General features: G+C 74.0%; 21 protein-coding genes. 10 read left to right on the plus strand and 11 right to left on the minus strand.

Annotation, left to right across the window (positions count from 1 at the left end):
- Positions 1-122: 122 nt before the first annotated feature.
- Complete coding sequence (locus EV374_RS22610) at positions 123-2,561, minus strand: penicillin-binding protein (protein ID WP_132238541.1); 2,439 nt, start codon at positions 2,559-2,561, stop codon at positions 123-125.
- Between the two features lie 404 nt (positions 2,562-2,965).
- On the opposite strand from EV374_RS22610, the gene EV374_RS22615 reads away from it, so the two are divergent.
- A complete protein-coding gene (locus EV374_RS22615; RefSeq protein ID WP_132238543.1) occupies positions 2,966-3,286 on the plus strand; it encodes a WhiB family transcriptional regulator in 321 nt (106 codons plus the stop codon).
- 6 nt (positions 3,287-3,292) lie between these two features.
- On the opposite strand, the gene bagB is transcribed toward EV374_RS22615, so the two are convergent.
- The 3 genes from bagB to EV374_RS22630 are packed head-to-tail and all read right to left on the minus strand — an operon-like array spanning position 3,293 to position 6,237.
- Positions 3,293-4,444, minus strand: a complete 1,152-nt coding sequence (gene bagB / locus EV374_RS22620) for an ArsA-related P-loop ATPase (protein ID WP_207914466.1) — start codon at positions 4,442-4,444, stop codon at positions 3,293-3,295.
- Between the two features lie 54 nt (positions 4,445-4,498).
- Positions 4,499-5,476 carry an ATPase BagA gene (gene bagA, locus EV374_RS22625; RefSeq protein WP_132238547.1) on the minus strand — a complete coding sequence of 326 codons (978 nt, stop codon included), beginning with the start codon at positions 5,474-5,476 and terminating at the stop codon, positions 4,499-4,501.
- Positions 5,477-5,502: 26 nt separating this feature from the next.
- Complete coding sequence (locus EV374_RS22630) at positions 5,503-6,237, minus strand: Rv0361 family membrane protein (protein ID WP_132238549.1); 735 nt, start codon at positions 6,235-6,237, stop codon at positions 5,503-5,505.
- A 310-nt stretch (positions 6,238-6,547) separates the two neighbouring features.
- Here EV374_RS22630 and EV374_RS22635 point away from each other — a divergent pair, with 310 nt between their 5' ends.
- From EV374_RS22635 to EV374_RS22665, 7 genes are all read left to right on the plus strand, one after another.
- Positions 6,548-7,021: a hypothetical protein gene (locus EV374_RS22635; RefSeq protein ID WP_132238551.1), complete on the plus strand. Its 474-nt coding sequence runs from the start codon at positions 6,548-6,550 to the stop codon at positions 7,019-7,021.
- Between the two features lie 46 nt (positions 7,022-7,067).
- Positions 7,068-7,223: a Sp36 family protein gene (gene sp36, locus EV374_RS22640; protein WP_018222171.1), complete on the plus strand. Its 156-nt coding sequence runs from the start codon at positions 7,068-7,070 to the stop codon at positions 7,221-7,223.
- Between the two features lie 76 nt (positions 7,224-7,299).
- Entirely contained in the window at positions 7,300-7,761 is a 462-nt protein-coding gene (locus EV374_RS22645) for a RidA family protein (RefSeq protein WP_132238553.1), read from the plus strand.
- Positions 7,762-7,882: 121 nt separating this feature from the next.
- Positions 7,883-8,710, plus strand: a complete 828-nt coding sequence (locus EV374_RS22650) for an MBL fold metallo-hydrolase (protein WP_132238555.1) — start codon at positions 7,883-7,885, stop codon at positions 8,708-8,710.
- Complete coding sequence (locus EV374_RS22655) at positions 8,707-12,291, plus strand: adenylate/guanylate cyclase domain-containing protein (protein ID WP_132238557.1); 3,585 nt, start codon at positions 8,707-8,709, stop codon at positions 12,289-12,291. Before EV374_RS22650 ends, EV374_RS22655 begins: the two co-directional genes overlap by 4 nt.
- A 125-nt stretch (positions 12,292-12,416) precedes the next feature.
- The gene (locus EV374_RS22660; protein ID WP_132238559.1) at positions 12,417-12,887 is read left to right on the plus strand and encodes a hypothetical protein; all 471 of its coding nucleotides are present in this window, start codon (positions 12,417-12,419) and stop codon (positions 12,885-12,887) included.
- Between the two features lie 30 nt (positions 12,888-12,917).
- Positions 12,918-14,423: a serine/threonine-protein kinase gene (locus tag EV374_RS22665; RefSeq protein ID WP_132238561.1), complete on the plus strand. Its 1,506-nt coding sequence runs from the start codon at positions 12,918-12,920 to the stop codon at positions 14,421-14,423.
- Here EV374_RS22665 and EV374_RS22670 read toward each other — a convergent pair.
- A complete protein-coding gene (locus EV374_RS22670; RefSeq protein WP_132238563.1) occupies positions 14,400-14,747 on the minus strand; it encodes a hypothetical protein in 348 nt (115 codons plus the stop codon). The two genes, EV374_RS22665 and EV374_RS22670, sit on opposite strands and share 24 nt — an antisense overlap.
- Before the next feature lie 110 nt (positions 14,748-14,857).
- On the opposite strand from EV374_RS22670, the gene EV374_RS22675 reads away from it, so the two are divergent.
- Positions 14,858-15,376 carry a hypothetical protein gene (locus tag EV374_RS22675; RefSeq protein WP_132238565.1) on the plus strand — a complete coding sequence of 173 codons (519 nt, stop codon included), beginning with the start codon at positions 14,858-14,860 and terminating at the stop codon, positions 15,374-15,376.
- A 196-nt stretch (positions 15,377-15,572) separates the two neighbouring features.
- Positions 15,573-17,378, plus strand: a complete 1,806-nt coding sequence (locus EV374_RS22680; protein WP_132238567.1) for an alpha/beta hydrolase — start codon at positions 15,573-15,575, stop codon at positions 17,376-17,378.
- A 49-nt stretch (positions 17,379-17,427) separates the two neighbouring features.
- Here EV374_RS22680 and EV374_RS22685 read toward each other — a convergent pair whose 3' ends face one another.
- From EV374_RS22685 to EV374_RS22710, 6 genes are all read right to left on the minus strand, one after another.
- Positions 17,428-18,618 carry an acyl-CoA dehydrogenase family protein gene (locus EV374_RS22685; protein WP_132238569.1) on the minus strand — a complete coding sequence of 397 codons (1,191 nt, stop codon included), beginning with the start codon at positions 18,616-18,618 and terminating at the stop codon, positions 17,428-17,430.
- Positions 18,619-18,634: 16 nt separating this feature from the next.
- Positions 18,635-20,656 carry an ATP-binding protein gene (locus EV374_RS22690; protein ID WP_132238571.1) on the minus strand — a complete coding sequence of 674 codons (2,022 nt, stop codon included), beginning with the start codon at positions 20,654-20,656 and terminating at the stop codon, positions 18,635-18,637.
- Positions 20,657-20,727: 71 nt separating this feature from the next.
- On the minus strand, positions 20,728-22,329 hold the full coding sequence (locus tag EV374_RS22695; RefSeq protein ID WP_132238573.1) for a carboxyl transferase domain-containing protein: 1,602 nt from the start codon (positions 22,327-22,329) through the stop codon (positions 20,728-20,730).
- Complete coding sequence (locus EV374_RS22700; protein ID WP_132238575.1) at positions 22,326-23,465, minus strand: acyl-CoA dehydrogenase family protein; 1,140 nt, start codon at positions 23,463-23,465, stop codon at positions 22,326-22,328. Before EV374_RS22700 ends, EV374_RS22695 begins: the two co-directional genes overlap by 4 nt.
- Entirely contained in the window at positions 23,462-25,183 is a 1,722-nt protein-coding gene (locus tag EV374_RS22705) for an acyclic terpene utilization AtuA family protein (RefSeq protein WP_132238577.1), read from the minus strand. Before EV374_RS22705 ends, EV374_RS22700 begins: the two co-directional genes overlap by 4 nt.
- A complete protein-coding gene (locus EV374_RS22710; RefSeq protein ID WP_132238578.1) occupies positions 25,180-25,974 on the minus strand; it encodes a TIGR03084 family metal-binding protein in 795 nt (264 codons plus the stop codon). Before EV374_RS22710 ends, EV374_RS22705 begins: the two co-directional genes overlap by 4 nt.
- Positions 25,975-25,993 lie beyond the last annotated feature (19 nt).

Genomic DNA, 25,993 nt, shown 5'->3' on the forward strand with positions numbered 1-25,993 from the left:
TAAAGTCACGACTGGGCTGAATCGAGTTTCTAACGGGGTTCTGACGAGAAGCCTAAGAACCGTACGCGAAACGGGCGGGCACCCCGCGAAGGGTGCCCGCCCGTGGCGTTGGTCCGGCCGGCTCAGCCGCCGGAGCGACCCGGCGGTCGGCCAGGAGTGTTCGGCGGCCGGTTGTTGTCGGGCGTCGTGCCCGGGGCGGTGCCGCCGCCGGAGCTGATCTGGATGGTGACCACGCCGCCCTTGATGGTCCGGCCGTCGGGGCTGGTGCCCGCGGCCTTGCCGGCCGGGCAGCTCGACGGGACCTTGATGTCGGAGATGACCGCGTCGAAGCCCTCCGCCTTGATCCGGGACTTCGCCTGCTCCGGGTCGAGGCACTTCACGTCGGGGATCCGGCGCTGGTCACCCTCGGAGATCTTCTTGCCCGGGGGCTCGAAGTTCTTCCGGTCCTTGCCCTTCATGGCGTCGCGCAGCGTCTCGTAGACCGGCGGGTTGATGCCGTCCTTCTGCTTGTGCTTCATCTTGACGTTGGTCTGCGGCCAGTCCGGGTCGGCCATGATGCCGGCGACCGCGTACTGCTTGGTCATCGCGACCAGGGCCGCGCTCTTCTCCGAGTCGGTGGTGCCGGACTTGCCGGCCACCGGCGCGTTGACGACCTGCTTGACCTCGGCCGCCGTACGGCTGCCGCCGCACTTGCTGGTGGAGGAGTTGTCGCCGACCGGGCAGCGGGCGGCGTCGACGGCGGCGCGGGCCACCTCGGTGCTGACCCGCTTCTCGCAGCGCGGGTTGGCGATGTCGAGCTTCTTGCCCTCCGGGTCCTTGATCTCCTGCACCGGGATGGGCTCGCAGTACTTGCCGTCGGCGGCGAGGGTGGCGTAGGCGTTGGCCAGCTCAAGCGGGGTGGTGTTCGAGACGCCCAGGGTGAACGCGCCCCAGTCGTGCGCGTACTCCTTCTTGTTGGCCCACTCGTTCTCCCTGCTGACCCGGAACTGGATGCCGAGCCGCTTGGCCACGTCGACCACGTTCTCCGCGCCGACCTGCTGCTGGAGCGGCACGAAGTACGTGTTGATTGAGGAGGCGAAGGCACTCCACATGTTCTGCACGCCGCCGGCCTTCTTGCCGGAGTTGGTCGGGCAGTACTTGTTGGTGCCCGGGCAGGCCGCCGGGCTGCCCGCCTCGACGATGTATTGCGACTTGAAGGCCTGCGGGGCGTTGATCGTGTAGCCGAGCGGGATGCCCTTCTCCAGCGCCGCCACGATGGTGAAGATCTTGAAGGTCGAGCCGGCCTGGTAGCCCGTGATGCCGTCGCCGCCGGTGAGCAGCGGGTTGACGGTGTTCGGGTAGTTGCCGAGCTTGCCCCTCTTGCGCTGCTTGGGGTCGCTGTGCGCCTTGTTGGCCGGCTTGTTCGGGTCGTCGAGCTTGAAGTTGCGGTTCACCGCCAGCGCCCGCACCCGGCCGGTGCCCGGCTCGACCACCGCCACCATGGCGGCTTCCTTGCTCTTCTCCGACTTGGCCTTACGGACGGCCTTGTCGGCGCCCCGCTGGGCCTGCGGGTCGAGGGTGGTGGTGACCGTGTAGCCGCCGCTCTTCAGCCGCCGCTCCCGGTCGTACGAGGTCGAGCCGAACGTCTCCTGCTGCATCCACCAGCGGTAAAAGTAGTCGCAGAAGAAGCCCCAGCCCTTCTCGTTGGTCGAGACGCAGCCGTTGGGGGCCCGCTTGCCGGTGACCACGAGCTTGGTGGCCTTCGCCGCGTCCGCCTCCTGCTGGGTGATGGCGGCGGTCTCGACCATGTTCTGGATGACGTAGTCGCGCCGGGCGAGGGCCGCCGCGTGGCCGCTCTTGGTGGTCGGGTCGTTGGTGCTCGGCGCCTTCACCATGCCGGCGAGCATGGCCGCCTCCTCGAGCTTCAGCTTGCTCGGCGGCTTGTTGAAGTAGACCTGGCTGGCGGCGTAGATGCCGTACGCGCCGTTGCCGAACGCGGCGATGTTGAGGTAGCGCTCCAGGATCTCGTCCTTGGAGAGCTCCTTGTCGATCTGGAGGGCGTAGCGCATCTCGCGCAGCTTGCGGGCGCTGGTGTCCTCGGTGGCCGCGACCACGTCCGCCGGGTGGCTCGCCGAGTAGGCGATGGCGAGCCGGACGTACTGCATGGTCAGCGTCGAGGCGCCCTGCTGGCTGGACGCGTTGGACTGGTTGTTGACGAAGGCCCGGGCGATGCCGTTGAGGTCGACGCCGTTGTGCTTGTAGAAGTCGTGGTCCTCGGCGGCGATGATCGCCTTCTGCATGACGGGCGCGACGTCGGCCAGCTTCACGTCGCGACGGTTCTCGTCGTACATGGTCGCCAGCGGGGTCTTGCCGTCGGAGGCGAGGAGGTAGCTGATCTGCGGCGCGCGGGCCACGGTCAGCTCCTTGGGCAGTGCGCCGAAGGTCTCGGCGCCGGCCTTCGCGGCCAGTCCGGACATCGCCACTGCGGGGAAGGCCGCCGCCGCGACCACCACGCCGGCCAGCAGGCCACAGATGAGTAGCGATGCGGCGTTGGTCAGCACATTGTGGTCACGTTTCCGCATCCAGGTCACCTCGACAGGGTACGCGAGTAGGGAACGAGGGGCGCCGGGGCGTTCTTTCCCCATTTCCTGCGCGCGCCGACCTCGTTGTGCTAAACGCACGACCCCCGGTACGTGGTTGCGTGAATCCGCCGCCGAGTCTCCCTCCTGACGGAGGGGGCCCGCAGCGTTTTCACGGACCCCGGCGGGGTAACCGGCGGTCGCGAAGCCCGGGAAGCCGGGAGTGTCCGGAATGATGGATTTCGCCGACAACGTTGCGTAATCAGGCGACTACAGAGCATGATGGTGGCGGCGACAGCGCCACATGTCGTCCGTGCCGCCTTGGGGAAGGCGTGCAGGGCGATCGGGGGGATTGCCGGCTGGTCCGCGACGGGGTCGGTAGGTACTGCAAGGGGGGACGTGTACAGATGGGCATGATCACTGACTGGCCGTCGCTGGCGGCGTGTCAGAACGGGGACCCGGACGCGTTGTTCGTACAGGGCGCCGAACAGAACGTGGCGAAGCGGATCTGCCGGAGCTGCCCAGTTCGGTACGAGTGCCTGGCCGACGCGCTGGACAACCGGATCGAGTTCGGAGTGTGGGGCGGCATGACCGAACGCGAACGCCGCGCGCTGTTGCGCCGCCACCCACAGGTGGCGAGCTGGCGCAAGATGTTCGAGGCCGCGATGAAGAAGAACGCCAAGGACAAGACCGGCAAGGACAAGATCCTGGTCACCACCGCCGGCTGAGCACCGTCACGGCCGGCTGATCGCCGCGCCGATCGTCCGCAGCCCGTCGACGTCGTGCACGTCGGCGGGCTGCGCCGTCACCGACACCGCCGGCACCGCCGGGAACGCCTCGGTGAAGCGGGCCGCCACCTGCCGCTCGCGTACCGCCTGCTGGGCCAGCGCCGCGTGGGCCCGCAGCACGTCGACGGTGCCCTCGTGCCCGCCGAGGCCGGCCAGCCGCTCCGCGGCGGCCAGGCTCTCCGCCGCGTCGAGCCCGGGCACCGCCGAGCGGTGCACCCGGTTGAGCACCAGGCCCGCCAGCGGCATCTTCTCCTCACGCAGCCGGCCCGCGAAGTAGGCGGCCTCCCGGACCGCGTCCGGCTCCGGCGCCGCGACCAGCAGGAACGCCGTCTCCCGCGCCTGGAGGATGCGGTACGTCTGCTCGGCGCGCTGCCGGAAGCCGCCGAACATCGAATCCAACGCGGCGACGAAACCGGAGAGGTCGGTCAGCAACTGGGCCCCGAGCACCTTCTGCACGACCTTGGAGAACATCCCGAACGAGGCCGTGACCAGGCTGAACATGCTCCGCCCGCCGGTCCGCGCCGGGGCCAGCAGCAGCCGCAGCATCCGCCCGTCGAGGAAGCGGGACAGGCGGGCCGGTGCGTCCAGGAAGTCGAGCGCCGAGCGGGACGGCGGGGTGTCCACCACGATCAGGTCCCACTCGCCCCGGGCGTGCAACTGGCCCAGCTTCTCCATCGCCATGTATTCCTGCGTGCCGGCGAAGGTCGAGCTCATGGCCTGGTAGAAGGGGTTGGCGAAGATCTCCGCCGCCTTCGCCGGGTCGGTGTGCTGGAGCACCACGTCGTCGAACGTGCGCTTCATGTCGAGCATCATGGCGTGCAGCTCGCCGCCGCTGGCCTCGACGTCGATCCCCTTGACCTGGCGGGGGGTGTTGTCCAGCTCGGTCAGCCCGAGCGACTGGGCCAGCCGGCGGGCCGGATCGATGGTGAGCACCACCGTCCGCCGGCCGTGCTGCTCCGCGGCGCGCAGCGCGAGCGCGGCGGCCGTGGTCGTCTTCCCCACCCCGCCCGCCCCGCAGCACACCACGATCCGGACGCCCGGATCGGCGAGGATCTGGTCGACGTCCAGCTGCGGCGCCGCGTCTTCGGAAGGCACCAATCGAGCGTATCGGGCCGGGTCGGTCCGTGCGCCCGGGCCGGTCGCAGGTGTGAGTCAATCCGCCCGGACGAGGGTCGCGGCGAGCTGGTCCAGGCCGGCCCGGTCCACCCCGTCGGGCAGCAGCGGCAGCTCGGTCATCGGCAGCCCCAGCTCCACCAGGTCGGCGCGCAGCGAATCCTCCAGCTCGCGGCGGATGGCCTGGTCGCGCGCCTCGGCGACGAGCCCGGCCACGGTGTCCCGGTCGGTCGGCAGCCCGGCGGCGCGCAGCCCCCGCTCCAGTTCGGGGGCGGCCACCACCCGGCCCGCGGGCAGCGGGGGTCGGGCGCCGTTGACGATCACCCGTCCCACCGGGAAGCCGAGCTGGGCCAGCTCGGCGATCGCGTCGACCGTCTCCTGGACTGGCATCTCCTCCAGCAGGGTGACGACGTGCACGGCGGTGATCGGGGAGCGCAGCAGTGCCGCGACCCCCTCGCTCTGGGTCTTGATCGGGCCCACCTTGGCCAGCCGGGCCGTCTCGGCGGTGACGTTGAGGAACCGGCCGATCCGCCCGGTGGGCGGCGCGTCCAGCACCACCGCGTCGTACGCGCGCCGCTGGCCGGCGGTGCGGGTGGTCGCCTCCTTCACCTTGCCGGTGAGCAGGACGTCCCGCAGGCCAGGTGCGATGGTGGTGGCGAAGTCGATGGCCCCGAGCTTGCGCAGCGCGCGGCCGGCCGCGCCGAGCTTGTAGAACATGTCGAGGTACTCCAGCAGGGCCTCCTCGGCGTCCACCGCCAGGGCCCGCACCTCCCCGCCGCCCGGCGCGTCGGTCAGGTGCCGCTCCTCGTACGGCAGCGGATCGGTGCCGAAGAGCTGGGCGATGCCCTGCCGCCCCTCGACCTCCACCAGCAGCGTGCGCCGGCCGCCGGCGGCCAGCGCGAGGGCCAGCGCCGCCGCGACGCTGGTCTTGCCGGTGCCCCCCTTGCCGGTCACGACGTGGAGGCGGGCCGGCCACTGGGTGCCGGCCGGGTCGGCCGGCGACTCTGCTGCGCGCACCCGTCGAGCCTATCCAGGCCGTGGGCTCAGGCGACCTCGCAGACCCACCAACCCGTCTTCTTCACCACGGTGAACCGCAGGTCCTGGTCGGCCACCTTCTCGTCCGCGGTGGTCATGGTGACCTTGGTGGTGACCGTGGCGCGGTCGCCGGTCTGGTTGTCCACCTTCGGGGTGCTCCACCGGAACCGGGGGTTCTGGTGGGCCGAGACGTGCTTCTCGACCTCGGCCACCTTGGCGGCGATCTTCTTCTCGTCCCGTGACGAGGAGCAGACCAGCCCGGCCGCCCGGTCCGCGTCGCGCTCCTGGTAGACGGCCTTGAGGAACTCGTCGACCGCGACCGTCGGCTCCTTGGCCCCCGTGCCGCTGTCGGCGTCGCGCAGCGTCAGGAACGCGACGACGCCGCCGCCGGCGCAGAGCAGCAGGATCACGGCCAGGGCGATGGAGGCGATCAGCACGCCGCGCTTCTTCTTCGGCGCGGCGGGCGGCTGGTAGGGCGGGTACCCGGCCGGGGCCGGCGGGATCGACGGGTCCGGGGCGGCGGCGGGGCCGGGCGGAAATGCGGCGGCCGGACCGGGCGGAGGGGCGGCAGCCAGGCCGGGTGGGGTGGCGGTGCCGGGCGGAGGAGCGGAGGCCGGGCCCGACGGGACTGCCGGGCCCGACGGGGCGGCCGGGTCCGGGGCGGCGGCCGGGCCGGGAGCCGCCGGGGAGCCGGGCTGGTCGGCCGGCGGTCCGACGGGGCCACCGCTGGGTGGTTGGGTCATCTCATCCCCCGGGTTGCGGCGTCGCCGCCTGACCGGGCGGCGAGCGTGATCGAGCTGGCGGCGAGCCGGCGGAGCGCCCGTCCGACCGGAAGGGTAACGGTCGGTTCCCCGCTCCGGGGGGCGGCGGGTGCCGTCAGGTTCCTTACCGATGGCGTGTCGCATATGTGACTTTGGGTGATCGACCGTGCGCGTCCGGTTGGCGTGTCTGTCGCCGCCGACCTACGTTCTCAGCGGTGCGGGGGGCGGGCCGGGCGGAGGATCCGGACCCGCGAGCGATGACCTGACCAGGTACGACGTCCGGAGGCAAGGCATGCGCGACGTGGAAAACAATCCTCGGGCCCAGTTCCCGGCGGGCGACCGGGCGCGGCGGCCCGGCTCCCCGGGGGAGGTCGAGGGCGGCGTCGGCCTGCCCATCAACGAACGGTCGTACCGGCGGCTCGCCGAACCCGTCGAGGTGGTGCGCGTGCCCGCCCGGCTGGGAGCCCGGGAGGAGGAGGAGCCCGGCTTCGTCATCCACCTGCCGATCCGGGTCGCCGACCTGAGGGCGGCCACCGCGCTGGCCGGAACGGTCGCCACCTCGCTGAGCTTCCTCAGCGAGCTGGACGCCGGCGAGACCACCGTCTCCAGCACCGACGACCAGAACAACCGGCACCGGGTCTTCTGCGACCTGCTGCTGCCGGACCGCTCCCGCTGCCCCCAGCCGTACGAGCACGGCGGCCCCTGCGGGGAGGTGCCGGCGCCCCCGGAGCAGCGCCCCGCGCCCCGCCCGTCCGCCGGACCGTAGGCTGTGCGTCGAGAAGTCGAACTCCAGCCAAGGGAGCCCTCCACCTATGCAGAAGTGGGAATACTCCACGGTCCCGCTGCTGGTCCACGCGACCAAGCAGATCCTCGACAACTGGGGTGAGGACGGGTGGGAACTCGTCTCCGTGGTTCCCGGTCCCAACCCGGAGCAGCTCGTCGCCTACCTGAAGCGGCCGAAGGCATGAGCGAGCGGAGCGAGCGAATCATCCTGAACGGCGCGTCGGGGGCTCATGACACCGCCGAGCGCAGCGAGGTGGCGGCATGAGCAACGGTCCGCACGCGAAGCTTGCCGAACTCGGGCACACGCTGCCCGAGGTGACCCCGCCGTTGGCCAGCTACGTGCCGGCCGTCCAGTCCGGGCAGCACGTCTACGTCTCCGGGCAGCTGCCGATGGTCGAGGGGAAGCTGCTCGCCACCGGCAAGGTCGGCGCCGGCGTCTCCGCCGAGCAGGCCAAGGACCTGGCCCAGCAGTGCGCGCTCAACGCCCTGGCCGCGATCGACTCGCTGGTCGGCCTGGAGAACGTCGTCAAGGTCGTCAAGCTGACCGGCTTCGTCGCGGCCGCCTCCGGGTTCACCGCCGTCCCGGGCGTGATCAACGGCGCGTCCGACCTGTTCGGCGCCGTCTTCGGTGAGGCCGGCCGGCACGCGCGCAGCGCCGTCGGCGTGGCCGAGCTGCCCCTGGACGCCCCCGTCGAGGTCGAGGTCGTCGTCGAGGTCTCCTGACCCGCGCCGCCTCCCCGCGATCCTGCATCTTACGCCCGGCAAAAGCCGTGAACCGGGACGTATCAGAGGCGGAGCTTGCAAGATCGCGGGGAGTGGCCGGCGGGGCCGTACGATCGCAGCCATGACCGGGCACTTCACCGCGCCGGCGGCGGCGCTCGCCGACGGGTTGCCGGGTTGGGTGACGCTGCTGCGTGCCCCGAACCCTGGGCCGATGACGCTCGACGGCACCAACACCTGGGTGCTGCGCGCCCCCGGCCGGGAGCACGCCGTCGTCGTCGACCCGGGCCCGGCCGACGAGGGGCACCTGGCGGCGATCGCCGCGCGGGGGCCGATCGGCCTGGTGCTGATCACCCACGGCCACCCCGACCACACCGACGGCTCGCGCCGCCTGCACGAGCTGCTCGACGGAGTGCCCGTACGCGCCGCCGACCCGGCGCACACCATCGCCGGGGAGCCGCTGACCGGGCCGGGCGGGGAGCTGGACGGCCACGGGCTGGGCGTCCGGCTCGTGCCGACCCCCGGGCACACCGGCGACTCGGTCTGCTTCCTGGTCGAGCACGGCGACGAGCGGGTGGTCCTGACCGGCGACACGATCCTGGGCCGGGGGACCACCGTGGTCGCCCACCCGGACGGGCACCTCGGGGACTACCTGGCCAGCCTGGAGCTGCTCTCGACGTACCGGGGGATCCCGGCGCTGCCGGGGCACGGCCCGGCGCTGGCCGACTGCGGCGTCGCCGCGGACTTCTACCTGGCCCACCGCCGCGCCCGGCTCGACCAGGTCCGGGCGGCGGTCGCCGGGGGCGCCAGCACCGCCGCGGAGGTGGTCGCGACGGTCTACGCCGACGTCGACCGGTCGCTGTGGTGGGCCGCCGAGTGGTCCGTCCGGGCCCAGCTGGAGTACCTGGGCCGGGAATCCGGCGGAGGTGCCGCGGGGTTGGAGCAAGCGTGACCTGCCCGGTGTGCGGAACCGTCGCCGTGCCCGGCGCGCGGTTCTGCCACAACTGCGGCGCCGCGCTGCCGGCCGCCGCGACGCTGCCCGCAGCCGAACGCCGCGTGGTGACGGTGCTCTTCGGCGACCTGTCCGACTTCACCTCCTGGTCGGAGGACCTCGACCCGGAACGCGTCGGCGCGGTCACCGACCGGGTGCTCGCCGCGCTGGCCGGCGCGGTGAAGACGTTCGGCGGCCACGTCGACAAGCTCACCGGCGACGGGATCATGGCGGTCTTCGGGGCGCCGGTCGCGCACGAGGACGACGCCGAGCGGGCCGTGCGGGCCGCGCTGTCGATGCAGCGGGCGGTCCGCCGGGTGCTCGACGACGAGCGGGGCGGCGGCGCGCCGCTCGGCCTGCGGGTCGGGCTGAACACCGGCGACGTGATCGCCGGCATCCAGGCCGCCATCGAGTACACGGTCATCGGCGACACCGTCAACACCGCCGCCCGGCTGGCCGACGCCGCCGCCGTCGGCGCGGTCTACGCGGGGGCGCGGACCTCCGCCGCCACCCGGCACGTGGCCTCCTGGCGGGCGCTGCGCCCGCTGCGGCTCAAGGGCAAACGGGAGCCGGTCGAGGCGTACGAGCTGCTCGGTCTCCTGGACGCCCCGGGCACCCGGTCCGGCCTCGGCGACGAGGCGCCCTTCGTCGGCCGGGAGACCGAGATCGGCCGGGTCGCCGGCCGGCTCGCCGAGGTGATCGACCGCGCCGAACCCCGGGTGCTGCTGATGACCGCCGAGGCCGGGATCGGCAAGTCCCGGTTCGCCGCCGAGGTGGAACGCCTCGCCGCCGGCTACGACGTGGGCCCGGGCCGGTACGCCGCGCACACCGGCGCCCGGGTGCTGTCGGTGCGCTGCGCCGCGTTCGGCGAGCGACGCCGGCTCGCGCCCCTGGCCGACCTGGTCCGGGCGGCGGTCGGCCTGCCCAACGACGCCGCCACCGCGCTCACCCGCCCGGCCGTCGAGGAACGCCTGCGCCGGCTCGGCCAGCGACTCAGCCGGTCGGGCGAGCCGGCGCCGGTCGCCACCGATCAGCTGCTGGCCCTGCTCGGGTACGCCGAGCTGCCCGGCGGCGGCCCGGCCGACCAGGGCGAGTGGGGCACCGCCCTGCCCGCCGACGCCGACGCCGTGCCGAACGCGGTCGCGGACCTGCTCACCGGGCTCGCCGGGGAGGCGCCCCTGGTGGTGGTCGTCGACGACCTGCACGACGCCACCGCCGAGACCATCGAGGCGCTCGGGATCACCCTGTCCCGGCTCGCCGGCCCGGTGCTGGTGCTGCTGCTCGGCCGGCCCGAGCTGGTGCGTACCGCCGGGGCGCTGACCCGGGTCGCCGACGCCGAGGTGCACGCCCTGCCGCCGCTGCGCGGCGCCGACGCGGCCCGGCTGCTCACCACCTACCTCGGCGGCGGCCGGCTGCCGCAGGCCGACGCCGACCGGCTGCTCGCCACCGCCCAGGGCAACCCGTTCTACCTGGCCGAGCTGGTCACCCTGCTGATGGAGCGGGGCGCGCTGACCACCGTCGCCGAGCGCAACTCCCCGCATCCGGGCGGCTGGCGACTGGTGCCCGGCTCGCTCGGCAGCCGCCTGCTCTCCCGCGACCTGGCCGCGGTGCTCGCCGCGCGCATCGACGCGCTGCCGGCGGAGGCCCGCTCCGTGCTGCGGGACGCGGCAGTCGTCGGTGACACGGTGCCGGACGGTGCGCTGGAGGCGCTGCGCGAGCAGCGGGCCGGCCGCGACGGCCGACCGGCGGCGGTGGTCGCCGTCGAGCTGGAACGGGCGGTGGAGGAGCTGCTGCAACGCCGGATGCTGCACCGCACCCGCGCCGGGTACGCCTTCGCGACCCCGCTGATGCGGGAGGCCGCGTATGCCGGGGTGAGCAAGGCCGAACTGGCCGAGCGGCACGCGGCGCTGGCCCGGTGGGCCGCGGCCGGCCCGTCGGCGGGGGCGGGCGCGCCGGGCGGCTTCGCCGAGGCGGCCCGGGACGTCTTCGTGGCCCAGCACGTGGAACGGGCCGCCGCGCTGGCCGACGCGGTCGGGCTGCGGCCGGACGCGCCGGCGCGGGCGGTCGTCGGTCTGGGCGTCGCCGCGCTCGGCGGGGCCGCGCGCCGCTCGTTGCAGGCGGGTGAGCCCGCGCTGGCCGTGGAGTACGCCGAACGCGCGGCCGAGCTGGCCCGGGACGGGGTGCCGGCGGCCGACCGGGTGGTGCACGCCCGGGCGCTGCTCCAGGTCGGACGCCCCGCCGACGCGCTCGCCTTCGCCGAGAAGATCGCCGCCAACGCCGGCGACGAGTCCGCCGTCCGGACCAGCGCGCTGCTGCTCGCCGGGCAGGCCCACCAGACCATGGGCGACCAGGCGCGCGCGGTGGGCTGCTGGCAGGAGGCGTTGCAGGTGGCCACCGCCGGCGGGCTGCCGACGTTGCGCGCCTCGGCGATGCGCCGCCTCGGCATGGCCGACTTCGTCGCCGGGCGGTTGGGGCAGGCCAGCAGTCGGCTCGCCGCGTCGTACCAGGTCAGCCTCCAGTCGCAGGACCGCCGGGGGCAGGCGTGGTCGTTGCAGAACCTGGCCTGGGTGACCACGACCCGGGGCGACTTCGCCGGCACCGACGCCGTGCTCGGCCGGGCCGCCCGGCTCTTCGCCGAGCTGAAGGACCCGTACGGGCGGGCCTGGCTACGCGGCACCACCGCCTTCGCCCGGCTGCTCGCCGGCCGGCTGCGTGAGGCGACCCGGATGGCGCAGGTCTTCCTGCCGTTCGGCGAGCGGGTCGGCGAGGCGTGGGCGGTGGGCACGCTGCGCGCGGTCGAGGCGTTCGCCACCGCCGAGCTGGGCGAGCTGGGCGAGGCGGACCGGGGGGCCCGTCGGGCGTACCGCGAGTTCGCCGCCGCCTCCGACGACTGGGGGCGCGGGTTCGCGCTGGTCGTCCGGGGCGTCGTGGCGCGCGGGCTGGGCGAGCCGGGGCACGCCGCCGACCTGCTCACCGACGCGCTGTCGTACGCGGAGCGGACGTCGCACCCGTTGCTCACCGGGATGGCCGGCACGCTGCGCGGGTTCGTGGCGCTGGACCTGGGCGACTGCGACACGGCCGAGCGGGACGCCCGGTCGGTGCTGACCGCCGTCGAGCCGCACAACCCGCAGGCGCCCGCCCAGGTGGGGCCCCGGGTGCTGCTGGCCACCGCCCGGCTGGCCGCCGGCGACTCCGCGACCGCCGTGGGGCTGCTCGCCCCGGTGGCCACCGCCGCCGCCAGCGTGCCCTCGCTGCTCTTCTCCCGTCGCCAGACGATGGCCCGGTACGCGTCCGCCCTGCTCGCCCACGGCCAGTGCGAGCAGGCGCTGGACTGGGCCCGGCGGGCCGTCGCCGCCCCGGCGGAGGACGTGCGCAGCCAGGTGGTCGCCGCCCGGGTGCTCGCCGAGGCGCTCGCGGCCTGCGGCCGGTCCGCGGAGGCGCTCGCCAGCGCCGAGGAGGCGGTCCGCCTGGCGTACGCGACCGAGCAGCGCAGCGAGCGCGCCGCCGCCGACGCCCTGCGGGCGCGCCTGGCCACCCCCTAGTCCCGCGGACCCGGAACCGAAGGTCTGGCGGTTCTGGGGATGCGGTGTGTCGGGGATGGCCGATAGCGTGTCAGGTCCGAGGGGCGGTCCGTCGTGCGACCGCGTCGGGTCTGGGGAGGGCCGTGATGAGGTTGCCGCGTTCGGCCGCCGGATGGACGATCGCGGTCTTCGGCGTGCTGGCCCTGCTCATGGGCGCGGTCGGGCTGGTCTGGCCGGAGGCGCTGCTGCGAATGCTCGGCTTCGAGGTGCCAACGACGCGTGCGGTCGGCGACCACACCGGCACCTTCCTGATCGCCTCCTCGATGGCCTCGTTCAACATGGGGGTCTACTACCTGCTCGCCACCGCCACCGAATGGCGGTCGTTCTTCCGCTTCACGGTGGTGTTCCGGCTGGTGACGTTCACGGTGTTCAGCATCGCGGTGTTGGCCGACATCGCGCCCGGGCGGTTCTTCGGAGTGGCCGTCTGGGAGGGCCTCGGCGCGGTGGCGACCGCCGTCGGGCTCTGGTGGGACGACCGTCGCGCGGGCCCGGGGGCGGTGGGCGGCGGAGGCGATTCCGCAGCCGGTGCCGTTCCGGCCGCTGATGCGGTTCACTGAGCCGTCGGTCCGGTTGGGTATTTTCGAGCTGTGACCGCGACCCCGCCCGGCGCCCTGCCGACGCCCATTGTGCCCGGTCTGACCGATCTGCACGTGTTTGCCAGGGGAGGCTACGCGACGATCTACAAGGCGACCCAGATCTCGGTGGGGCGCGAGGTCGCGGTCAAGGTGGAGAATCGCACCCTCGACAGCGAGCACGACCAGGCCCGCTTCCTGCGCGAGGCGCGGGCCGCCGGGCGGATGTCGTCCCACCCGCACGTCGTCGACCTCTTCGACGTCGGGGTCACGGTCGACCAGCACCCCTACCTGATCATGGAGCTCTGCGACGGCTCGTACGCCGAGCGGATGCGGACCTCGCCGCTCGGGCCCGCCGAGGCGCGCGACCTCGGGGTCAAGATCGCCGACGCCATCGCCCACTCGCACGCCGCCGGCGTGCTGCACCGCGACGTCAAGCCGGCGAACATCCTCTACTCGCACTTCAACTCGGCGGTGCTGGCCGACTTCGGGCTGGCCGTGGTGGCCGAGATGCGTGACGCCTCGGTCGCCCTGGAGGTGCTCACCCCGGCCTACGCGCCGCCGGAGATGTTCAACCACAGCCCGCCGTCGCCCGCCGTCGACGTCTACGCCCTCTGCGCCACCCTCTACGCGGTGATGCACGGCCGCCCGCCGCGCTGGCAGTCCGAACGCAACCCCAGTCTGGTCACGGTGCTGGAGATGTTCCACCAGCCGGTTCCCGGCCTGCCCGGGGTGCCGGCCGAGATGATCGACGTGCTCCGGGCCGGGATGTCCAACGACCCCGGCGAGCGTCCCTCGGCCGTCGAGCTGCGCGACCTGCTGGTCGGCCTGCCGCTCGGTCCCGTCGGCTCCCCGGCGGCCGGCACGGGCATCCCGGGTCCGGTCAGCGGCGTGCCCGGCCCCGTCGGCCCGTACGGCGTGGACCACGCCTCCCGGCCCGCTCCGCGACCGCCGGTGGAGGACCTCCACCCCACGGTGCCCACCGCCGGCCAGCGACGTCGGCGGCGCTGGTTCCTCGGCGGCGCCGGGATGGTCGCGTTGGCCGCCTCGGCCGGCGCCGGCGCCTGGCTGGCCGGCGCGGTCTCCAGCCCGGTCCCGTCGCCGACGGCCGGCGTGGCGGCGACGAGCACGGTGCTGCCCGCCTGCGCCCTGACGACCGCGTTGCCGGCCGGCGCGGGCTGCGCCGACGAGTTGGAGTGCTTCGGGCCGATGGAGGTGCGCGGCGCGCGGACCCGGGCGCCCCGGGTGCCCTGCGACGGCCAGCACACCTGGGAGAGCTACGCCGAGGGCAGGCTCCCCGACACCCTGGTCGGCGCCGGCCACGACGAGGTCAGCGCGGACGCGGTGGTACGCGGGGTCTGCAACGAGACCACCTTCCGGCTCGCCAGCGGGATCAGCTACGCGGACGGCTGGAACCTGGAGGTGCTGCCCCCGGCCGGGGCCGACGCCGACCGGACGTACCGCTGCCTGGCCGGGCGTGGGCTCGACGCTCTCGCCTCACCCACCCTCACGGGCCGCTGAGCCGCCGCGTCCCCGGTGGCGCTCCCGCATGGCGCGGACGGCCTCCCGGTGGTCCAGCGACTCCAGCGTGTCGGCGTCGACGCCGTACAGTCCCCCGACGGGCTGCCCCGGGCCGTTCGGCGTGACCGCCGGTTCCGGGCCGTCGTCCTGCCGGGCCGCCGCCACGGACACCGCCGCGATCATCGTCGTCAGCACGCAGAGCAGCGCCAACGTCACGCCGACGAGATCCTGGCGCCCCCACACGATCAGCGTCACCAGCAGGGAGGCCGCCACCAGCCCGGCCGCCACCGCCTTCGCCCGTGCATCGGGCCTCGCAAGTCTCACCCGTCCAGGATGTCCGAGCGGGGCCCGCTGTCAACCGGGTCGCCGGCACCGGATGCAATGATCTTCACCGAGATCGTCGCCGTGATCGTCCCCCTGGGAGAGGAGTGCCGGTGACCCGCGTCTTCCGGATCGCCGCCGCCGTGCTGGTGTCGGGTGCGCTGGCCGCGTGCGGGTCGGACGGGGCGCCGGAGCCGGCGACCGCGCCGCCCCCCGCGACCGCCGCCGCGCCGACGTCCCCGGCCGCCCCGGCGTCCCCGGCCGCCCCGGCGTCCCCGGCCGCGCCGACGTCCCCGGCCGCCCCCGTCTCCCCGGTCGCCCCCGCGTCGCCGGCCGCCGGTCGCGGCGGGTACGCCAACCCGGACGAGGCGATCGCCAGACACCTGTCGGCCGTTCCCGGGATCCGCTACCTCGGGCTGTGCAAGAACGCGAAGCGTGATCCCGCGGCGATCTGTGCCCTCCGGATGGGCTTCGTCGACCGGGACGAGGTCTACGGACTGGGCGCCCCGCACAGCGAGATCGTCGGCTTCCTGCTGCTGCGCAAGGGATCCGCCGGCTGGCGGGTGGCGGACGAATACGCGCCCGACGGTGCGAAGGCCAAGCCGCCGGCGTGGATGGCCGGCATCAGGTGAGCCGGCGCGCCGGCTGAAACGGGCCACTGCACCTGGCCGCCGCCAAAAGCGTCGACGGTGAACAATTCATTACATCGCTCAGCGGTTTGTCGGATATGCGGCCGTTCGCCGGCCGGTAATCCTGGTCCGCCGTTCCTAGAGTGACGGAGGTCGAGCCACGGCTCGACCGTCCTGTCGCCCACCGGAAGGCGTCCACATGCCACGACGAAACCGGTCCCTCGCCGCTGCGGGAATCGCCGGCGTGCTCCTCGCCGCCGCCGCGGTCGCACCCGCCGCCGCCGCACCGTCCCCCGCCGGCGGGGACCGTCCGGTCACCTCCGACCGGACCAGCCCGCAGGAGGCCCGCCGGGTCGACCGGGTGCCCACGCCCGAACTGGACTGGTACGCCTGCTACGACTACGCCGAGTGCGCCACCGTCCGGCTGCCCCGCGACTACGACAAGCCGAACGGCCCGACGACCGAGGTCGCCGTGCTGCGGGTCAAGGCCCGCGACCAGCAGCGGAAGATCGGCAGCCTCTTCGTCAACCCGGGCGGCCCCGGCGGCTCCGGCACCGACGTCGCGCTCGCCGCGCCGTACTTCCTCGGTGACGAGGTGCTGGACCGCTTCGACATCGTCGGCGTCGACCCGCGCGGCGTCGCCGCCAGCCAGCAGGTCAGGTGCTTCCCCTCCGTGAAGGAGCAGACCCGGGCGTACGCCGGGCTGAACGTGGCGTTCCCGTTCACGAAGGCCGAGGAGAAGGCCTACGTGGCGTCCTCGAAGGCCGTCGGCAGGGGCTGCTCCACCACGGGCAGGCCGCTCACCGGCGCGATGTCGACCGCCGAGGTCGCCCGCGACATGGACGTGCTGCGCCGTGCCGTGGGGGACCGGAAGCTCACCTTCCTCGGCTTCAGCTACGGCAGCATCCTCGGCCAGTACTACGCCAACATGTTCCCGGACCGGGTCCGCGCCCTGGTGATCGACGGCGTGCTCAACCCCAACGAGTGGGTCGGTCAGGGCAGGGCGCGCAGCCTGTCCCAGGAGGACCGGATGCGCAGCGCGCAGGGCGCGTACAAGGCGCTGCGGGAGGTCCTGGTGCGCTGCGACAAGGCCGGCGCGGAGGCGTGTGCGTTGGCCGAGGGCGATCCTGTCGCGTCGTTCGACCTGGTCGTGAAGCGGCTGCGGGCCAAGCCGGTGGTCATTGAGGACCCCGACCTCGGCCCGGTCACCATCACGTACGCCGACTTCGTCGCCGCCAACCTCAGCATGCTCTACGGCCCGACGGGCTACGCCGAGGTCGTCGACCTCACCGCCGCCCTGCTGGTGCTCACCGACCCGGCGTCGTCGCCGGCCGCCCGCCGCCCGGCGACGGCCGACGTGACCCGCCAGGCCGCCAAGGCCCGTGAGCAGGCCCGCCGGTACGACTTCCCGTACGAGAACGGGTTGGAGACCTTCCTCGGCGTGGACTGCACCGACGCGTACCACCCGAAGGACGCCGGCTCGTTCCCGGCGCTGGCCGCGAACGCCGACAAGCGCGACCCGTACTTCGGTCGGCTGTGGACGTGGGTCACCTCGCCGTGCGCCCGCAAGAGCTGGACCGTGCGGGACGAGGACGCCTACACCGGCCCGTTCAACCGGCGGACCGCCGCGCCGGTGCTGGTCGTGGGCAACTACTGGGACCCGGCGACCAACTACCGGGGCGCGGTCAGCTCGGCCCGGCTGCTGCCGAACAGCCGCCTGCTCAGCAGCGACAGCTGGGGGCACACCGCGTACGGGACGTCGGCCTGCGTGACCGGCGCCGTCGACGCGTACCTGCTGCGCGGGGCGCTGCCGGCCAACGGCAAGGTCTGCGTGGGCGACGTCCAGCCGTTCGCCGAGCTGCCGGCCGAGCCGGAGGCGACCCGGCGGGCGGAGGCTTCGAAGGGCGCGCTGGCGGCCAAGGGCGTCCCTGGGCGGGGCGAGCCGAAGCGGCTCCCGCCGGTGGTCGCCCCGCTGCCGGCGGTCGGCACGCTGACCGTCCGCTGAGGACCCGGGGTGCGGCGGGCGATCGGGCGCCCGCCGCACCCCGGCCCGCTCAGTAGGACTTGTCCTGGCCGAGGACGTGCTGGGCGACGAAGTTGAGGATCATCTCGCGGCTGACCGGGGCGATCCGGCCGGCGCGCACCGCGCCGAGCAGCGTGGCCACGCCGTACTCGGTGGTCATGCCGGCCCCGCCGAGCACCTGGACGGCCGTGTCGACGGCCAGCGCGGCGGCCTCCCCGGCGGCGTACTTGGCCATGTTGCCGGAGACCCCCGCCTCCAGGTCGCGGCCCGCGTCGTAGAGGGTGGCCGCCTTGTGGATCATCAGGCGGGCCAGCTCGACCTGCACGGCGGCGTGCGCGAGCGGGTGGGCCACGCCCTGGTGCGAGCCGATGGTCCGGCCGCCCCAGACCTTGCGGGTGGCCGTGTACTCGCTGGCCCGCTCGATCGCGTACCGGCCGGTGCCGGCGCCCATCGCGGCGACCGTGATCCGCTCCGGGTTGAGCCCGGCGAAGAGCGCCGGCAGGCCGGCGTCCAGCGACTCGCCGACCAGCGCGTCGGCGGGCAGCCGCACGTCGTCGAGGTAGAGCAGGAACTGGTTCTCCGGGGAGACGATCTCCATGTCCAGCTTGGAGCGGGTCAACCCAGGTGCGTCGGTCGGCACGATGAACAGCGCCGGCTTCAGTTTCTGCGGAGTGGCATCCCCCGTGCCGGCCTGGCCGTCTTCGACAGCGACGCGGGCGACGACCAGCACGTACGACGCCTCGTCGACGCCCGAGATGTAGCACTTGCGGCCGGAGAGCAGCCAGTCGTCGCCGTCTCGGCGGGCCACCGTGCCGAGCCGGTGGAAGTTGGAGCCGGCCTCCGGCTCGGTGATCGCGAAGACCACCTTCAGCGAGCCGTCGGCGAAGCCGGGCAGGAAGCGCTTGCGCTGCTCCCCGGTGCCGTGCCGGGCGATCACCGTGGCCGCGATGGCGGGGGAGACCACCAGCAGCAGCAGCGGGCAGCCGGCCGCCGCCAGCTCCTCGCAGACGATGGCCAGCTCGGTGATCCCGCCCCCGCCGCCGCCGTACTCGGTGGGGATGTTGACCCCGAGGTAGCCCAGCCGGCCGGCCTCGTCCCACAACTCGGTGGTGTGCTCGCCGGATTTCGCCTTGGCGACGAAGTATTCGTGGCCGTACCGGCGGCCCAGGGCGCGCACGGCGTCGCGGAGCTGGTCCTGCTCGGGGGTGAGGTCGAAGTTCATCGGGGGGCCTCCAGGATCACTCGGGGTTGACCACGGCCAGCACGGCGCCCGTGTCGACCTGCCCGCCGGCCGCGACCGGAAGCTCGGCGACCACGCCGTCGGCCGGGGCGAGCACGGGATGTTCCAGCTTCATCGCTTCCAGGGTCAGCAGCAGGTCGCCGGCCGCCACCCGCTGGCCGACCTCGACGTGCACGCGGGTCACCGCCCCGGGCAGCGGCGCGACCAGCGACCCGGCCGCCAGCTCCGCCGTGGGCTCGGGAAAACGCGGCAGCTCGGTCAGGCTCGCCGCCCCGTCCGGGCCGTCCACGAAGACGTCCGGAGACACCCGGTGTACGCGGTACGCCCGCCGCACCCCGTCGACGTCGAGCACCACCCGGTCCGGGGCGGCCTGGACCAGGCTCACCACGGGCGTCGGCCCGTCTGCCGGGGCCGCTCCGTCGGTGCGGGCGGTGGAGCCGGCGCCCGGCGAGGTCGACCACTCGGCGAGGCCGCCCGAGCGGTCCAGCCGGTAGCGGACCTCGATCTCGCCGTCCGGTCCCGCGTAGCGGGTGACCTGCGGGAAGGCGGGCACGTTGCGCCAGCCCGACGGGAGGCCGGCGAGCACCGGCGCGGCGGCCCGCCGGGCGGCGGCGGTGGCCAGCGCGGCGGCCAGGGCCACCAGGGGGAGCTGGCCGGCCGGCAGCAGCGGGGCGAAGACCTCCCCGTGCCGGTCCAGGAAACCGGTGTCGATCTCCACGGCACCGAACTCGCGGCTGCGCAGCACCCGGACCAGCAGGTCGCGGTTGGTGGCCACGCCGTGTAGCTCGGCCCCGGCCAGCGCGCCGGCCAGGGCGCGGGCCGCCTCGGCGCGGGTGGGCGCCCAGGCGATCACCTTGGCGAGCATCGAGTCGTAGTGGACGCCCACCACCGAGCCGTCCACGACGCCGGAGTCGAGCCGCAGGCCTGCCCGGGAGAGGTTCTCGAACTCGCGCTCCACCCCGGGAATCGCGAACCGGTGCAGAACCCCCGCCGCCGGCCGGTACCCGTGCACCGGATCCTCGGCGCACAACCGCACCTCGATCGCGTAGCCCCGCACCGCCACCCGGTCGTGGAGGTGCTCCGGCAGGGGCTCGCCCTCGGCCACCAGCAGTTGCAGCCGAACCAGGTCCAGCCCCCCGACGGCGACCAGCTCGGTGACCGGGTGCTCGACCTGGAGGCGGGTGTTCATCTCCAGGAAGTAGATCTCCCCGTCGGGCGCGAGCAGGAACTCGACCGTGCCGGCGCCCACGTAGTCGACCGCCCGGCCGGCGGCCACCGCCGCCTCGTGCAGCCGCTCGCGCACCTCGTGCGGAAGGACGCCGGGCGCCTCCTCCACCAGCTTCTGGTGCCGACGCTGGATCGAGCACTCGCGTACGCCCAGGGCGGCCACCGTACCGCGCGTGTCGCCGAAGATCTGCACCTCGACGTGCCGGCCGCGCTCGACGTACCGCTCGACGAAGACCGTGCCGTCGCCGAACGCCGCAGCCGCCTCGCGGCGCGCGGAGGCGACGGCCTCGGCCAGCCCGGCGGCGTCGCGGACGATCCGCATGCCGCGCCCGCCGCCCCCGGCGGACGCCTTCACCAGCACCGGGAAGTCGGTGATCTCGTCGGCGTCGGTCCAGGTGGGCAGCATCGGCACGCCCGCCTCGGCGAGCAGGGCCTTCGCCGCCACCTTGTCGCCCATCGCGGCGATCGCCTTCGCGGGCGGGCCGACCCAGGTCAGCCCGGCGTCGGTCACCGCTGCGGCGAACTCGGCGTTCTCGGCGAGGAAGCCGTAGCCGGGGTGGACGGCGTCCGCCCCCGTCCTGCGGGCCGCGTCCAGGATGAGATCGATGCGCAGGTACGTCTCGGCGGGCGTGTTCCCGGGCAGCCGGACGGCGTGGTCGGCCTCGGCGACGAACGGCGCGTCGGCGTCGGCGTCGGAGTGCACGGCCACCGTCTCGACGCCCAGCGTCCGACAGGTGGCGAAGACCCGGCGGGCGATCTCGCCCCGGTTCGCGACCAGAAGTCTCGTGATCATGGCCGTCCTCACATCCTGAGCCTGCTTTTCGTTCGCGACTGCGGGACTCCGCTTCGCTGCGTTCCTCGCGCTCACATGCGGAAGACGCCGAAGCCGTCGGCGCCCCTGACTGGTCCGTTGTGGATCGCCGACAGGCAGAGCCCGAGGACGGTACGGGTGTCCCGGGGGTCGATCACCCCGTCGTCGTAGAGTCGGCCGGAGAGGAAGAGCGCGCCGGACTGCGACTCGATCTGCTGCTCGACCATCATCCGCATCGCGGCGTCGGAGTCCTCGTCGTAGTCCCGGCCCCGGGCGGCGGCGGCCTGCCGGGCCACGATGGACAGCACGCCCGCGAGCTGCGCCGGCCCCATCACCGCCGACTTGGCGTTAGGCCAGGTGAACAGGAACCTCGGCTCGTACGCCCGCCCGCACATGCCGTAGTTGCCGGCGCCGTAGGAGGCGCCCAGGTTGACCGTCAGGTGCGGCACCGTCGAGTTCGACACCGCATTGATCATGAGTGCGCCGTGCTTGATGATGCCGCGCTGCTCGTACTCGGTGCCGACCATGTAGCCGGTGGTGTTCTGGAGGAAGACCAGCGGGGTGTCGGCGGCGTTGGCAAGCTGGATGAACTGGGCCGCCTTCTGCGCCTCCTCGCTGAACAGCACGCCCCGCGCGTTGGCCAGCACCCCGACGGGATAGCCGTGCAGCTCGCCCCAGCCGGTCACCAGGGCGGTGCCGTAGGCCGGCTTGAACTCGTCGAACTCGCTGCCGTCGAGCACCCGGGCCAGCACCTCGCGCGGGTCGAACGGCACCTTCAGGTCGGCGCTGGCGATGCCGAGCAGTTCCTCCGGGTCGTACCTCGGCGGGGCTGGGAACGGGTTGCGCGGCGGCGGGCCCTGCTTGCGCCGGTTCAGCCGGCGTACGCACTGCCGGGCCAGCCGGATGCCGTCGGGCTCGTCCTGGGCGAGGAAGTCGGCAAGCCCGGACGTGCTCGCGTGCATGGCCGCCCCGCCGAGGGACTCGTCGTCGGTGACCTCGCCGGTGGCCATCTTCACCAGCGGCGGCCCGGCCAGGTAGACCTGCGAGCGGTCCCGGATCATGATCACCTGGTCGGACATCCCCGGCACGTACGCGCCCCCGGCGGTGGCGTTGCCGAAGACCACGCTGACCGTGGGGATCTTCGCGGCCGAGAGCCGGGTCAGGTCGCGGAACACCCGCCCGCCCGGGATGAAGATCTCCGCCTGGGTGGGCAGGTCCGCGCCCGCCGACTCGACCAGGTTCACCATCGGCAGCCGGTTGGCCAGGGCGATCTCGCCCGCCCGGCGGGTCTTCGCCAGCGACCACGGGTTCACCGCGCCGCCGCGTACCGTCGGATCGTTCGCGACGATCAGGCACTCGACGCCCTCGACGACGCCGATGCCGGTCACCACGCTGGCGCCGACGGGGAAGTCGGTGCCGTACGCCGCCACCGGCGACAGCTCCAGGAACGGGCTGTCCGGGTCCAGCAGCAGCTCGATCCGCTCCCGGGGGAGCAGCTTGCCCCGCTTGTGGTGCCGGGCCACGTACTTCTCGCCGCCGCCGGCGCGGGCCTGGTCGAGGGCCGTCTCCAGCTCGGCGAGGCGCTCCAGCAGCGCCTCCCGGTTGGCGCGGTACCCCGGCGAGGACGCGTCGACCGCGCTGCGCAGTGTCGTCATAGGCCCATGCCCTTCGCGATGATCTCGTTCATGATCTCGGTGGTGCCGCCGCCGATGCCGAGGATCCGGGCGTCGCGGTAGTGCCTCTCGACCTCGGCGTCGCGCAGGTAGCCGTAGCCGCCGTGCAGTTGCAGCGCCTGGTCGACCACCTCGGCGCAGGCGGCCACCGCGACGTTCTTCGCCATCGCCACCTCGGTCACCACCGGCTCGCCCGCCGCCACCCGCGCCGCCACCTGGTGCACGTACGCGCGGGCCGCCTCGGCACGGGTGTGCATCTCGGCCAGCCGGTGCCGGATCAGTTGCCGGCTCGCCAGGGGGCGGCCGAACGTGGACCGGTCCCGGCACCAGCGCACCGCCAGCTCCACGGAACGCTGCGCGATGGCGTACGCCTGGGTGGCCAGCGAGAGCCGCTCCGCGGCGAAGTTCTGCATGATCGCCAGGAAGGCGGTGTCCTCCGCGCCGACCCGGTTCGTCACCGGCACCCGGACGTCGACGAAGGACAGCTCGGCGGTGTCGGAGCAGTGCCAGCCGAGCTTCTCCAGCCGACGCCCGACCGTGAAGCCCGGCGTACCCTTGTCGATCACCAGCAGGGTCAGGGCGCCGGTGCCCGGCGGCAGGGTGCAGACGGCGGTGGTCACGAAGTCGGCCCGGACGCCGCTGGTGATGTAGGTCTTCGACCCGTTGACCACGTAGTGGTCGCCGTCGCGCTGGGCGTGGCTGCGGATGCTCGCCACGTCCGAGCCGCCGTCCGGTTCGGTGATCGCCAACGCGCCGATCATGGTGCCGGCCAGCGTGGGCCGGACGTACCGGTCGATCAGCTCCGCGTCGCCGGAGGCGACGATGTGCGGCAGGGCGATGCCGTGGGTGAACAGCGCCGCGATCAGCCCGGACGAGCCGCCGGAGCGGATGATCTCCTCGGTGACGATGACCGTGTCGAGCAGGTCCCCGCCGCTGCCGCCGACGGCCTCCGGGAAGCCGATGCCGAGCAGGCCGAGCTTGGCGGCGGTGGCGTGCAGTTCCCGGGGGATCTCGCCGGCCCGCTCCCAGTCGTCCAGGTGCGGCAGCACCTCCCGGGTGACGAAGGCCCGGGTCAGCTCCCGCAGTTGCCGGCGCTCCGGCGTGTCCACGATGGTCATCGGCCCTCCCGGGGCGTCGCGTCGTCGGCCGGGGAGTCCGGGCCGGGCGTGAGCTCCGCCGGCAGGTCGACGAGCCGGGAGCGGAGCAGCTCGCCGAGCGCCTTGGCCTGCGGATCGAACCGGATGGAGGCCGCCACCCCCTGCCCGAGCAGGCCCCGGACGACGAAGTTGACGGCCCGCAGGTTCGGCAGCTCGTACCGCTCGACGGTCAGCGGGGCGGTCTCCGGCAGCAGCTCGCGCAGCCGCGCGATGGTCAGCCAGCCGCGCAGCCACGACCAGGTGGCGTCGGTGCGGGCCCAGACGCCGAGGTTGGCGTCGCCGCCCTTGTCGCCGGAGCGCGCCCCGACCAGCTCGCCGAGCGGCGCGCGCCGGGTGAGGTGTGAGGAAGGGCCCCCTGCCATCGCCTGCTGATGTGCAGGGGGCCCTTCCTCACACATCGTCGGTGGGGGTGCGATCGACACCCGCTCGCCGGAGGGGAGCACCGCGACGTGCGGCACCGCGTCCTGCGGCACGGCGTCGGCGGTGAACACCCCGTAGGGCGTCGCGTCGCCCGGCAGCGTGGTCAGCGTGCAGCCGGGGTAGGAGGCCAGCGCCAGCTCCACCGCGGCGGCCGAGAACGCCCGCCCGGCCCGCGCCTTGTCGCCGTCCCGCAGGTGTACGTGCAGCAGCGCGCTCGCCGCCTCGGTGTCGACCGCGTCGGCGTGGTCGGTGCGGGCGAGGGTGAACTCCAGCCCCTCCGTGCCGACCGCCGCCTCGATCTGGCTCCGCACCAGGGCCGCCTTGGCGGGGATGTCGAGCCCGCACAGGACGAAGGTCATCGAGTTGCGGAAGCCGCCGAGGTTGTTGACGCCCACCTTGAGGGTGCCCGGCGGGGGCGTGCCCCGGACGCCGCTCACCCGTACCCGGTCCGGCCCGTCGGCGGCCAGCTCCACCGTGTCCAACCGGGTCACCACGTCCGGTCCGAGGTAGGCCGGGCCGCCCACCTCGTAGAGCAGCTGGGCGGTGACCGTCTCCACGGTGACCGCGCCGCCCGTGCCCGGGTGCTTCGTGATCACACAGGAGCCGTCGGGGTGCAGCTCGGCGACCGGGAAGCCGGGGCGCCGCCCGCCGTCGGGCAGCTCCGTGAAGAAGCTGAAGTTGCCCCCGGTCACCTGCGCCCCACACTCGACCAGGTGGCCGGCGACGGTCGCCCCGGCCAGCGCGTCCAGGTCGTCGCGTCCCCAGCCGAACCGGGCGATCGCCGGCCCGACCACCAGGGACGCGTCGGTCACCCGGCCGGTGACCACCACGTCCGCCCCGCCGTCCAGGCAGGCCGCGATGCCGTACGCCCCCAGGTAGGCGTTCGCCGTCAGCGCGTCCGGGCGGGCGAGGGCGTCGCCCTCGACGTACCCGACCCGGACGGTCAGGCCGAGCCGGTCGGCGAGGGACCCGATGGCGGCGGCCAGGCCGGCCGGGTTGAGCCCGCCGGCGTTGGTCACGATCCGTACGCCCCGGTCCAGCGCGGTGCCGAGGCAGCCCTCCAGCTGGCGGAGGAAGGTCTTCGCGTAGCCGAGGGAGGGGTCGCGCAGCCGGTCCCGGCCGAGGATCAGCATGGTCAGCTCGGCGAGGTAGTCGCCGGTCAGCACGTCCACGTCGCCGCCGTCGAGCATCTCCCGCCACGCCGTGAACCGGTCGCCGTAGAAGCCGGAGGCGTTGCCCACCCGCAGCACGTCGCTCATGCCGGCACCCCGCTGGGGGCCGTCGGCGGGCGGCCGGGGCCCGGTGGGCCGGCGAAGGCCTGCGCGACGTCCAGCCAGGCGTCGGCGACCGGGCCGGTCGCCGCCAGCGCCAGGTCCGCGCGGTGCCTCCGCTGGGTGACCAGCAGGCAGAAGTCGAGCGCGGGGCCGGTGACCCGGTCGGCGGCGTCGGCCGGGCCGTACGTCCAGGTGTCGCCGTCCGGCGCCGCCAGCTCGACCCGCACCGGCACCGTCGGCACCGGCCGGCCGTGGGCGGCGAAGCTGTGGCCGAGGGTACGGAAGCCGAGGTGCGCCACGTGCCGCAGGCGGGCCGTGCCGGGGCGGGTGACGCCGAGCGCGTCGGCCACGTCCGTGCCGTGCGCCCAGGTCTCCATGATCCGGGCGGTGGCCATCGAGGCCGCTGACATCCGGGTGCCGAACCAGGGCAGCTTCCCGCCCGCCGGCACGCGTGCCAGCGCGTCGGCGAGCGCCGCCCGACCGGCCCGCCAGAGGGGAAGCAACTCGCCCGGCGGGGCGAGGAACTCCGCCACTCCGACGTCGACGAGCCGGGCCGGGTCGGGGGCGGCGAGCACGACGGCGAGGAACGCCTCGGCGTCGGTGGCGGCGAGCAGTGCGACGTGGTCGGTCCAGGCGAGGTGGGCGATCTGGTGCCCGACGTTCCAGCCCGGGGACGGCGTGGCACGCCCCCAGTCGGTCGGCGGGCCGGTCACCAGGTCGTCGAGCTGCTGGGACTCGTCGGCCAGGTCCGCGAGCAGGTCCTTGAGGTCGACCATGGTGCCTCCGGGGGCTGGG

Source organism: Micromonospora sp. CNZ303 (assembly GCF_004345505.1).